General features: G+C 68.1%; 11 protein-coding genes and 1 tRNA gene. 9 read left to right on the top strand and 3 right to left on the bottom strand.

The window, feature by feature from the left end; translation table 11 throughout:
• Nucleotides 1–155: 155 nt before the first annotated feature.
• From QF819_10880 to eno, 3 genes are all read right to left on the bottom strand, one after another.
• A tRNA-Met gene (locus QF819_10880) sits at nucleotides 156–232 on the bottom strand.
• Between the two features lie 194 nt (nucleotides 233–426).
• Nucleotides 427–1,113 carry a hypothetical protein gene (locus QF819_10875; protein ID MDP6803653.1) on the bottom strand — a complete coding sequence of 229 codons (687 nt, stop codon included), beginning with the start codon at nucleotides 1,111–1,113 and terminating at the stop codon, nucleotides 427–429.
• Nucleotides 1,114–1,282: 169 nt separating this feature from the next.
• Nucleotides 1,283–2,566 carry a phosphopyruvate hydratase gene (gene eno / locus QF819_10870; protein ID MDP6803652.1) on the bottom strand — a complete coding sequence of 428 codons (1,284 nt, stop codon included), beginning with the start codon at nucleotides 2,564–2,566 and terminating at the stop codon, nucleotides 1,283–1,285.
• 248 nt (nucleotides 2,567–2,814) lie between these two features.
• Here eno and QF819_10865 point away from each other — a divergent pair, with 248 nt between their 5' ends.
• From QF819_10865 to QF819_10825, 9 genes are all read left to right on the top strand, one after another.
• The gene (locus QF819_10865) at nucleotides 2,815–3,408 is read left to right on the top strand and encodes a sigma-70 family RNA polymerase sigma factor (GenBank protein ID MDP6803651.1); all 594 of its coding nucleotides are present in this window, start codon (nucleotides 2,815–2,817) and stop codon (nucleotides 3,406–3,408) included.
• Nucleotides 3,409–3,572: 164 nt separating this feature from the next.
• Nucleotides 3,573–4,208, top strand: coding sequence for a hypothetical protein (locus tag QF819_10860; protein ID MDP6803650.1), 636 nt, complete (start codon nucleotides 3,573–3,575; stop codon nucleotides 4,206–4,208).
• Nucleotides 4,189–5,472 (top strand): hypothetical protein, encoded by a 1,284-nt coding sequence (locus QF819_10855; GenBank protein MDP6803649.1) that lies wholly within the window; start codon nucleotides 4,189–4,191, stop codon nucleotides 5,470–5,472. The genes QF819_10860 and QF819_10855 overlap by 20 nt, the downstream gene beginning before the upstream one ends.
• On the top strand, nucleotides 5,469–6,800 hold the full coding sequence (locus QF819_10850) for a BamA/TamA family outer membrane protein (GenBank protein ID MDP6803648.1): 1,332 nt from the start codon (nucleotides 5,469–5,471) through the stop codon (nucleotides 6,798–6,800). The genes QF819_10855 and QF819_10850 overlap by 4 nt, the downstream gene beginning before the upstream one ends.
• A 125-nt stretch (nucleotides 6,801–6,925) precedes the next feature.
• The gene (gene nqrA / locus QF819_10845) at nucleotides 6,926–8,278 is read left to right on the top strand and encodes an NADH:ubiquinone reductase (Na(+)-transporting) subunit A (GenBank protein MDP6803647.1); all 1,353 of its coding nucleotides are present in this window, start codon (nucleotides 6,926–6,928) and stop codon (nucleotides 8,276–8,278) included.
• A gap of 2 nt (nucleotides 8,279–8,280) precedes the next feature.
• Nucleotides 8,281–9,471, top strand: a complete 1,191-nt coding sequence (locus QF819_10840) for an NADH:ubiquinone reductase (Na(+)-transporting) subunit B (GenBank protein MDP6803646.1) — start codon at nucleotides 8,281–8,283, stop codon at nucleotides 9,469–9,471.
• Nucleotides 9,464–10,177: an NADH:ubiquinone reductase (Na(+)-transporting) subunit C gene (nqrC, locus tag QF819_10835; GenBank protein MDP6803645.1), complete on the top strand. Its 714-nt coding sequence runs from the start codon at nucleotides 9,464–9,466 to the stop codon at nucleotides 10,175–10,177. The genes QF819_10840 and nqrC overlap by 8 nt, the downstream gene beginning before the upstream one ends.
• Nucleotides 10,174–10,791 carry an NADH:ubiquinone reductase (Na(+)-transporting) subunit D gene (locus QF819_10830; GenBank protein ID MDP6803644.1) on the top strand — a complete coding sequence of 206 codons (618 nt, stop codon included), beginning with the start codon at nucleotides 10,174–10,176 and terminating at the stop codon, nucleotides 10,789–10,791. The genes nqrC and QF819_10830 overlap by 4 nt, the downstream gene beginning before the upstream one ends.
• Nucleotide 10,792: 1 nt before the next feature.
• On the top strand, nucleotides 10,793–10,890 hold a 98-nt coding region (locus QF819_10825; protein MDP6803643.1), incomplete at its 3' end, for an Rnf-Nqr domain containing protein.

The raw sequence follows: 10,890 nt of genomic DNA, 5'->3' as shown, positions 1-10,890 counted from the left end.
GACCAGACAGCGCCGCGGACCGGCGATCAGGGCGAGCGTGCTCCGACCAGCTACTGGAGACATAGTGGAGACGGCCGATTTCGCGCCTCTTGGGAACGCCGTCCCAAACCGCGAAAAGGCCCGCAACTCAAAAGAGTTACGGGCCCTCCAAAGCTTGGTAGCGGGGGCAGGATTTGAACCTGCGACCTTTGGGTTATGAGCCCAACGAGCTACCGGACTGCTCCACCCCGCAATGTGACGCAGGAATCTACGGGACGGCTCCACACCCGTCAAGCGACGAATCGGCGTCCATCGCGGTCGCCTGCCGCTTCCCGCATCCCCCGCCGCTCTCCCCACCACCCGCGCACCGCCGCGGCCTCCACCGGCCCCACCACCCGCGCACCGCCGCGGCCTCCCCCGGCCGCATCCCCCCGCGCCCGGACCGGCCTAACGCTCCCCGTCCGCCTTTTCCGTGTAGAAGCGAACGAGCGTCTCCCCGCGCCCGACCATCGCATGCTCGTCCCGCGCGACGCGCTCCAGCGCTTCCCGCGCTTCCTGCTCGGTCGGTGGCCGCACCTTCGCCGCCGCGTCGTCCGCCGCGCCCGCCGCGTCGCCCGCGACCCCCGCGACCTCCCGCCAGTCCTCGCCGCCTGCCGCCGCGAGCCCGGCCACCTCCGCGCGGAGTCCGTCAGCACGCGCCTCCATCGCATGGATCTCCGCGTTCAGCGCTCGGTTTTCCCCGCGGACGGACCACAGCCGCGGGAGGCTCCCGCTGCTCAGGAAGAAGGTCCACACCACCCACACGCCCCCGAGCGCCAGCACCACCCACCGCAGCCGCTGCCGCCCCAGGAATCCCTGTGGTGATACCCGCGCGTATCCGGCCAGCTTCGCCGCGGTCCCCGCCGCCACACCCACCACCGGCCGCAGGAGGGCCGCCATCCGCCCCGCGCCACGCCGCCCGCGTTCCCGCCGCAGCCCGCGCCTGGCGGCCGCCGCCGACCTTCGCGTCTCTCCGCCTCCGCGCGCCTTCGCCCGTCGTGCGCGTCTCGCCCGCGCCGAGCGTCCCAGCGCCTCCCGTCCCGCGCCTGCCTTCGGTGCCTTCGGCCTCTCGCCGCCCCACGGTCCGCCACCCATCGCCTCACCTCCCCGTCGCCGTCCTCATCCCCGCGGCCACCACCGGCCGCACCCCGCACCACCGGCCGCACCCCGCACCACCGGCCGCGCCCCGCACCACCGGCCGCGCCCCGCACCACCGGCCGCGCCCCGCACCACCGGCCGCACCCCGCACCACCGGCCGCGCCCTCTACCGCCGGAGCGCGTCCCTCCCCGGGAACTGCGCGTCGTCCCCCAGCTCCTCCTCGATTCGCAGAAGCTGGTTGTACTTCGCCAGCCGGTCGCTCCTCGACAGGCTCCCCGTCTTGATCTGCCCGGCGTTCGCCGCCACCACCACATCCGCGATCGTCGCGTCCTCGGTCTCGCCGCTCCGGTGGCTCACGACCGCCGTATACCCGTTCCGCTTCGCCAGATCCATCGCCGCGAAAGTCTCCGTCAGCGTCCCGATCTGGTTCACCTTCACCAGGATCGAGTTCGCGCACTTCTCACGAATCCCCCGGGCAAGGAACTGCGTGTTCGTCACGAACAGGTCGTCGCCCACCAGCTGCACGCGCTCGCCGAGCCGCTCCGTCAGCGCCTTCCAGCCGTCCCAGTCGTTCTCGTCCAGCCCGTCCTCGATGGAGAGAATCGGGTATCGCCCGACGAGTTCCTCGTAGTACGAGATCATGTCCGCCGCGCTCCGCTCCTTCTCCGCTTCCGCCTCCAGCACATACTTCCCGTCGTGGAAGAACTCCGACGCCGCCGCGTCCAGCGCGATCCACACCTTCTCGCCCGGTTCGTACCCGGCGTTCGCGCAGGCGGAGAGGATCACATCCAGCGCCTCCGCGTTCGACCCGAGGTTCGGCGCGAAACCGCCCTCGTCGCCGACCGCCGTGTTCAGCCCCTTTTCGGCCAGCACCTTCTTCAGTGCGTGGAAGATCTCCGCGCCCATTCTGAGCGCCTCGGAGAAGGTCTCCGCGCCCGCCGGCACGATCATGAACTCCTGCAGGTCCACATTGTTGTCCGCGTGGCTTCCGCCGTTGATGATGTTCATCATCGGCACGGGCAGCGTTCGCGCGTCGAACCCGCCGAGGTACCGGAAGAGCGGCATCTCCATCGTCTCCGCCGCCGCCTTCGCCGTCGCCATGCTCACGCCCAGGATTGCGTTCGCGCCGAGGTCGCTCTTGTTCGGCGTCCCGTCGAGCGCGATCAGCAGTTCGTCCAGATACACCTGATCCACCGCGTCCAGTCCGACCACCTCCGTCGCGATGCGCTCGTTCACATTCTCCACGGCCTTGAGGACGCCCTTCCCGCCGTACCGCCCACAGTCCCCGTCGCGAAGCTCCACCGCCTCGTGTTCTCCGGTGGATGCGCCGCTCGGCACGCCCGCGCGCCCGACGGCTCCCGACTGCAGCGCGACCTCCACTTCCAGAGTGGGATTCCCCCGCGAATCCAGGATTTCGCGGCCGTGAATATCGACGATCAGGGTGGACATGGCGTTCTCCCAGGCGCAAGGGGGGGGCGATGGCCGCGTCGCGCGCGCTCACGGTCTCCCCCGGGTTTCTCGACGGGTCCCTCGCGCAGTGTCGCCCAGACCTCCGGGAATCTCCAGCGGAAGTTCGGGAGCGTTCGTCCGGTTTGCGGTAGGCTGCCCCCTCTGCTCACGGCAGCGCCGCCGTCCCCCACGGCGGGCAACCCGGTGGACGCGCCGGCCGTACTTCATCGGCTAAGGAGGTTCCGCAAGTGTCCGACCCCGCCGCCGATCGGGACCTCGTCCGCCGGACGCTCGCCGGGGAATCCGGTGCGTTCGATGGTCTCGTCCGCGCCCACGAGCGGGGGATCTTCAACCTGATGCTTCGCATGGTCCGCGACCGGGAAACCGCCCGAGACCTCACGCAGGACCTCTTCGTGAAGGTGCACCGGTCCCTTCCGAAGTACGACCCGCGCTATCCTTTCACCAGCTGGCTGTACCGGGTGGCGACGAACCTCTGCATCGACCACATTCGTCGCCGCCGCCTCCAGACCGTGTCGCTGGACGCGCCGGTTCGATTCGGCGACGGGGAGGAGGCGCCGCGCGAGATCCCGGACGACTCCTGCAACCCGGCCGCCGACGCGGAGCAAGCCGACCGCGCGCGCATGCTGGCCGCCGCCATGGCCGAGCTTCCGGAGGCGCAGCGTCTCGTGCTGGAGCTGCGCCACCAGCGAGACCTCTCCTACGACGAGATCGCCCTCGTGCTCGGCGCCCCGCTCGGCACCGTGAAGGCGCGGATCCACCGTGGGCGGGAAGCGCTGCGAAAGACGCTCGTGCGACGCTACGGACTGAACGAGTTCGCCTGAGGAGAGAATCCGGTGCCCTGCCTGTCGCTCAAACCCGCTCTCTGCCCTATGATGGCGGCCGCCGTCCGCTTCGGGGTCTTGCCGCGTTCGCCCGTGACGGGTCTGACGACGCAACCCCCCGGCGGATTCTCCCGTAGAGCCATGAAGAACCCGGGGAGCCTGCCATGACTCGACACAACCCGACCCCCGACCCCGCCCTTCTCCAGGATTCCGTGGAGGGGCTGCTCGGTGCGCCGGAATCGGAGCGCCTTCGCCGTCTGGTCGAGTCGGACGAAGGCTGGGCCGCCGCGAGCCGCCGCGAAGAGGCGTTCCTGCGCTTCCTGGGCACCCCGCTGGACGAACCCCTCCCCGCGGGCCTCCACGACGCCATCCTCGCCGCCGCACGGCGGACCCCGCCTCGCCGCGCCTTCCTTCCGCGCCTTTCGCCCGTGCTGGAGTACGCGCTCGCATTCGGAGGGGCCGCCGCCGTCCTTGCGCTGGTTCTTGCCGGGCGTTCCGCCGTTCCCGCCGCCGTCCCGGAAGCGTTCGCCACCGGGGCCGTTCTTCTCGCGCGCGGGGTCACGGTTCTCAAGGCCGCGCTTTTCGCTTCGTCATCGGCCTTCTCCGAAGCAGGCCGCCTCTTCCACTGCATGGAACCCGTCGCGCCCGTCGCGCGCCACGCCATGCGATCCGCCGTAGCCGATGCGCTGCCCGTTCTGCTCACCGCGTCGGCGCTCTTTGTTCTGGCCGCCGTACGCATGAGGCGGTCCGCCGCCACCATCCAACGGAAAGGGGGGACTCATGCGGGTCTTCTCGTATAAGCGCGTCCCGGTGATTGCCGCCGCGTTCCTCGCGCTCTTCGCGTGTCTCCCGCTCTTCGCGGATGCGGAGCCGGATTCCCTCCGCGTCGTCACGGAGATCGAAGTCGACTCCGATGGCGTCCACATCTCTCTCGACGGAAGCGGTTTCATCGCGCCGGAGGATCTGGAGGATCTCGACCGGCAGATTGACGACGCCGCCGATCTCGAAGAGGACGACCCCGCGGACGCGGATGTCGAAGGTCCCTTCCGCGCTCATGGGCGCATCCGCGTCTCGAACGACGATCGTGTGGCCGTGGGCGGGAGCGTTCGCGTTCGTGCGGAAGAAGCCGTGCAGGGAGATGTCGTGGCGGTCGGCGGCCGCGTGGATGTCTATGGAACGGTCACCGGGGATGTGGTGGCGGTCGGCGGCGGCGTTCACCTGTGGGACGGGGCGGTCGTGGAGGGAGACGCGGTGTCCGTCGGAGGGCGCGTCCAGGTCGATAACGACGCGTCTCTCTGCGGAGAACGCATCTCCATCAATGTCGGCCTCGGGCATCTCTTCTCCGGAGACGGACTCCTTCCGATGGGGCGCTACGAGACGCCTTCGTTCGCGGGTCCCCTGCAAAGCCTCGTGTGGATGGCCGTCCTCGTCCTCTTCGCGGCCGCGTTCTACGCGGTGGCGGGCCGACGCGTCGAAGTCATGAGCCGTCGCATCGATGAGGAACCGGGACGCAGCTTCCTCATCGGGTTCCTGGGTTCGCTCGCATCGCCGATCGCCGTGGGGGGCGCCGCCCTCTTGCTTCTCATCAGCATTGTCGGAATCCTGTTGCTTCCGGCGCTGGCCATCGGCGTGGCCGTGGTCGCGTTCATCGGATGCCTCGGCGCGTGGCTTGCCGCGGGCCGACGCCTGTGCGCCCTGCGCTCGGCGGACGGCCTGGCCACTGCCTGCGGGCCGTACCGCATGATTCTCGTCGGGATTCTGGGCGTTCACGCATTCAGCATCCTGTCGTCCCTGCTCGGACTCCTCCCGTGGCTGGGACCGATTCCGGGCCTGGTGGAGTTTGCGGGCAATGTGGTCGTTCTGGTCGCGGCCATCGTCGGCTTCGGCGCGCTGCTGTCGACCCGCTTCGGGAGCTCTCCGGCGGCGCTGCCGCCTCCCGCGCCGGGGTACGCGCCGCCTCCGTCCGCTCCCGCGTCGCCGCCGCCTCCGGTTCCCCCGCCACCGATCGCTCCGGAAGCGCCGTCCGGCGAAGAGGAAGACGACGGAAAGGACGCGCCTGCGTGACCCTTTCCCGAAGGCCTCTTCTTCTTGCGACGCTCTTCGCGGCCGTGGCGGCGTGCCTCTCCGCGCCGCCTCCCGCGTGCGCGTTTGAGCGGCTGCACCACCGTCCCTATGCGCACCTCGAGGGGAAGGAGGTCGTCTCGGTCGTGGTGCTCGGGAATACCCACACGAAGGAACGCGTGCTGCTGCGCGAGATGCGTCTCCAGGTGGGACGGCCCTTCTCGTCCAGGGAGCTCTGGCGCGACTGGGAGCGGCTCGCCGACCTCGCGATCTTCGCGCATCTGGAGGTGGACGCGGTGGCGTCCGGCGAAGGTGTGCTGGTGGCTGTCTGCGTCTCGGAGCGGCCGACATGGTTCGCCACGCCCACGGTCAGCTATTCGCAGGAAGAAGGGGAAGTCACGCCGGGCTTCGATGTGCGCCTGAGGAATCTCGGCGGGATGAACCGGCGTTTTCGTGCGCGCGGCATCGTGCGCCCGGGGGGCGGGCACAGCGCGGTGGCGTCCTGGTCGACGCCGTGGATCGGCACGGTGAAGCAGGGCCTCACCGTGTACGCGCGGGACAGCCGACCCGACGAGGACGACCACGACGGGATCGCGCTCACGCAGGGCGGCATCTCGACGGTTCGATTTCTCGGAGACTACCGGGGCGTCCGGCAGGGACTGACGGGCGGGCTCCGGCTCGACTTCATCTCCAGGGACGCCGGTTCGCCGTCGGGCGAGGTCCATGAGACCAGTCCGGCGCTTCTGCTCGGCGTCTTCCGCGACACCCGGAATGTGCGGATTGACCCCTCGCGCGGCGGGGTCCTCTCCAGCCGGTCGGAGGTGACGCGCGGCCTCAATACCGGCGAACCAAGCTACCTCCGCACGAGCTTCGATGCGCGGGGCTTCCACCATGTGAGGCAGGATCTCCTGCTGGCGACCCGAGCCACCGCCACGCTCACCACGGGGGAGGTTCCCGAGTATCGCCTGCTCACGGCCGGCGGGCCGTCGTCCATTCGCGGCCAGCCGGACGGCGTGCTTACGGGGAAAAATGTCGCGCGCATGTCGCTGGAGATGCGCTTCCCGCTGATGGGGTTGCGGCGCTTCATCCTGCCCATGCCGTTCCTGCCGTCGAGCCTCTCCAACTTCGACCTGCGGATCGACGGCGAGGTCTTTGCCGATGCCGGGACCGCCTGGGACGATTCCCCCGGATTCGGGCACGCGCAGGTCAAAGCGGGCGCGGGGCTGGGGCTGCGGATCTTCCTGCCGGTGCTGGAACTCGTGCGAATCGAAGTGGCGTTCGATTCCTCGGGGCGGCCCTCCTTCTATGTGATCGAGGGAAACCTGATCTAGCCCCGGTCCTCAGCGGGACTCACCCCGCCCTCAGGCGAACACTCCTTGACGCTCAGCGGCACTCCGGACATCTTTGTCAGGCTTGTCAGGCGACAGATTTCCGAGCAACCGGCGCGAGGGTCGGCATGTCCAGCTTCAAGATTTCCCGGGGGTATGACATCCCCGTCCCGGGAGCGGCCTCCAGGAAGCTCGTGGCCGCGCCCCCCGCGCGCACCGTGGCGCTTCGCCCCGGGGATTTCCGCGGTGTGAAGCCACGCCTTCTCGTCCACGAAGGAGACCGGGTCTCTGCCGGCACCCCGCTCTTTGCCGACAAGGAGCGCCCGGAGATCGTCTTTGGGTCTCCCGGCGGGGGAGAGGTCGTGGAGATTCGCCGGGGGAAGCGGCGCCTCCTTCTGGAGATCGTGGTGAAGCTGGATGCGGAGGAACCCTTTGCGGAGGGGCCGGGCGCCACGCCCGCGCAGATGGAATCGTTGACCCGGGAACAGATTGTGGATCGCCTCCTTGGCGCGGGGCTCTGGCCGGTGTTCCGGCAGCGGCCGTTTTCGAACATTCCGGATCCGGCCGTGGACCCGGCCGGAATCTTCGTCTCGGCGTCGGATACATCGCCTCTCCCGCACGATCCCAACCTGGCGCTGGTGGACCGGGAAGAGGACTTCCGGCTGGGTCTCGGCGTTCTTCGCAAGCTCACCTCGGGGCAGGTTCATGTGGGGCTGCACAGCAGGACGCGCGCCTCGGGTTCCGCGCTGGCCAACCTTGCGGCGGTCTCCACGCACACATTCGACGGGCCGCACCCTTCCGGGCAGGCCGAGGTCCAGATTCACCACGCGCTTCCCCACAAGCCCGGGCAGGTCGTGTGGTATCTGGACGCGCAGGATGTTGCCGCCGTCGGGGAGTGCCTGCGCAGCGGTCGGTATCCGGTGACGCGCGTGATCGCGGTCGGCGGGGAAGGGGCGGAGAATCGCGTCCATTACCGAACGCGCCGGGGTGTTCCCGCGACGCTCCTCACCGGCACGGACTCCACGGCTCACGGATTCCGTACGGTGAGCGGCACGCTTCTCAGCGGGTCCGAGGTGACGCCGGGCGCCGCCGTCGGCTTCCACGACGCCACGCTCTGCGTCATTCCCGAGGGGACGGAACCAGAGTTCGCGGGGTGGATGAAGCCCGGCTTCTCGAAAGTGAGCCGCTTCCGGGCGTACGCGTCGGCGCTGGTCCGGTCGGGACCGGGTTCCATCAACACCAACCTGGGCGGAGGCGTTCGGGCGCATGTCATGACCGGTGTTCACGAAGATGTCTGCGCCACGGGCCTTTACCCCGCGCAACTGATGAAGAGCGTACTGGCGGAAGATGTGGAAGAAACGATGAAACTCGGCCTGCTGGATTGCGCGGAGTGCGGGCTTTGCACCTTCGTCTGTCCGTCGAAGATCGAGTTCGGTCGGATTCTCGGACAGGCCATCGAAGAGTGCATGAGGGAAGGGTAAGAATGGGTTCCGGACGCGGACTTTACGGGCGAATCGACGCCATGCGACCCCACTTCGAACAGGGGGGGCGCTTCGCGAAGCTCTATCCCGTGTTTGAGGCGGCGGAGTCCTTTCTCTTCGTTCAGGGAAAGACGACGCGCGGGCGCGTGCATGTCCGGGACGCCATGGACATCAAGCGCCTCATGTCGATGGTCGTCGTGGCCGTGCTTCCGGCCATGGTGGTCGGGGCCTACAATGTCGGGTTCCAGGCGCTCTCCGCGCTCGGGCAGACGACCGGCTTGTGGGATTGTCTGGTTCTCGGCGCGTGGAAGATGCTTCCCATTGTTCTGGTGTCGTACGCGGCCGGAGGCTTCTGGGAAGTGCTCTTCGCGGTGGTGCGCAGGCACGAGATCAACGAAGGCTTCCTTGTCACCGGCATTCTCTTTCCGCTGACCTGCCCGCCGACTCTGCCGTTGTGGATGGTGGCGGTCGGGATCTCGTTTGGCGTCGTCATCGGGAAAGAGGTCTTCGGCGGCACGGGGATGAACATCCTGAACCCCGCGCTGACTGCTCGCGCGTTTGTGTTCTTCGCGTATCCGGCGTTCATCTCGGGCGACAAGGTCTGGAAGGCCGTGAATCCCGCGAAAGACCAGCTGGTGGACACCTTCACCGGGGCCACCCCGCTGGCCGTCGCGGCAGCCGCGAAGGCGGAGACGGTGGCCATCGCGCTCGGCGACGCGGGCTACTCCTTCCGCAGCCTCCTCACCGGGCTCGTGCCGGGCAGCATGGGAGAGACATCCGCGGCCGCCATCGGGCTGGGTGCGCTCGTGCTCGTGGTTACGGGGGTCGCTTCGTGGCGCATCATGGTCGGCTGCGTGGCGGGCGGTCTCGGCGCGGGGCTTCTCATGAACGCGGTGGCCGGCCCCGCTTCGTCCGGCGTCATGGCGCTTCCCGCGCACTGGCATCTGGTGATGGGCGGCTTCGCCTTCGGCACGGTCTTCATGGCGACCGACCCGGTCTCCGCGGCGGCCACCGGCACCGGGAAGTGGATCTACGGTTTCCTGGTGGGTTTCCTCGCGATCCTCGTGCGTGTCGTCAATCCCGCCTATCCGGAAGGGATGATGCTGGCCATTCTCTTCATGAACATCTTCGCGCCTCTGGTGGATCACTTCGTCGTGCAGGCGAACATCCGAAGGAGGCTCACCCGTGCGTGAGACTTTCCGGACTCTCCGCTTCGCGGCCATGGTCTGTCTGGGGTGCAGCATCCTCGTGTCGGGGGCGGCCAACGGATTGCGTGCGCGTCAGGACGCCAACCTGAAACTCGACATTCGAAAGAACATCCTGAAGTCGGTCGGGCTCATGCCGGAGACGGCCACCCGCGAGGAAGTGAACGGGATCTACGCGGAGCGCATTCGCGGACTCGTGGTGGATGCCGACGGGAATGTCGCGCAGGGGCGCGCTCCCGGGGACATCGGAACGGATACGGGCCTCTTCCCGGTCTTCCAGCGCATCGACGACGGCGCGGTCTCCGCGTACACCTTCCCCATTTCAGGGAAGGGACTCTGGTCGACCTGCTACGGGTACTTCGCGCTGGATTCAGATCTCGACACCGTGCGCGGGATCACCTTCTACCAGCACGGAGAGACCCCGGGCCTCGGCGGGGAGATCGACAAGGCGTACTTCCAGGAAGGCTGGGTGGGGAAGAAGGTGCTCGATGCGGACGGCACGATGGTCTCCGTATCGGTCGCGAAAGGGCCGGCCGTGGAACGGCACTCCGCGGAACTGGATCACTGGGTAGACGGCATCAGCGGCGCCACGATGACCTGCAACGGCGTGACGGATCTCGTGCGGGCGGGGCTCATGCGGTACGAACCCTACTTTGCTGAACTGCGCGCATCGTCAGGGGAGTCGTCGCGATGAACAAGAAGTCGCGCAAGGCGCTTGCGGATCCGCTTTCGGACAACAACCCCATCACCGTGCAGGTGCTCGGCATCTGCTCGGCGCTGGCGGTGACGGTCCAGATGCAGACCGCCGTCGTCATGACGCTGGCGGTGACCTTCGTCCTGACGCTGTCGAATGTCATCATCAGTCTCCTGCGGAACCACATTCCGTCGAAGATCCGGATCATCGTGCAGTTGTCGGTGATCGCCAGTCTGGTGATCGTGGTGAACGAGATCCTCAAAGCCTACATGTACGACATCTCCCGCGCGCTTTCCGTATTCGTGGGACTGATCATCACGAACTGCATCGTGATGGGCCGCGCGGAAGCCTACGCGATGGCGAATCCGCCCTGGCGCTCCTTCCTCGACGGGCTGGGGAACTCGCTCGGCTACGGCGCCATTCTCCTGGCGGTCGCGTTCGGGCGGGAGCTTCTGGGGAGCGGCACGGTCTTCGGGCTGCGCGTCGTTCCGCAGGCTCTCTACGACCTCGGCTACCAGAACATGGGGCTCATGGTCATCCCGGCGGGGGCGTTCATTCTGCTGGGGCTCATCATCTGGATCCAGCGCACCATCAACGGCTACACGGAGCATTAGGATGGAGCATTATCTGAGCCTGGCCATCAAGTCGATCTTCGTGGAGAACATCCTCCTCGCTTACTTCCTGGGGATGTGCTCGTTCCTGGCCGTGTCGAA

This window comes from Gemmatimonadota bacterium (assembly GCA_030747075.1).
Lineage (GTDB): Bacteria > ARS69 > ARS69 > ARS69 > ARS69 > ARS69.
The sequence above is the reverse complement of the archived record's forward strand: the minus strand, read 5'-3'. Positions and strand labels throughout refer to the sequence as shown.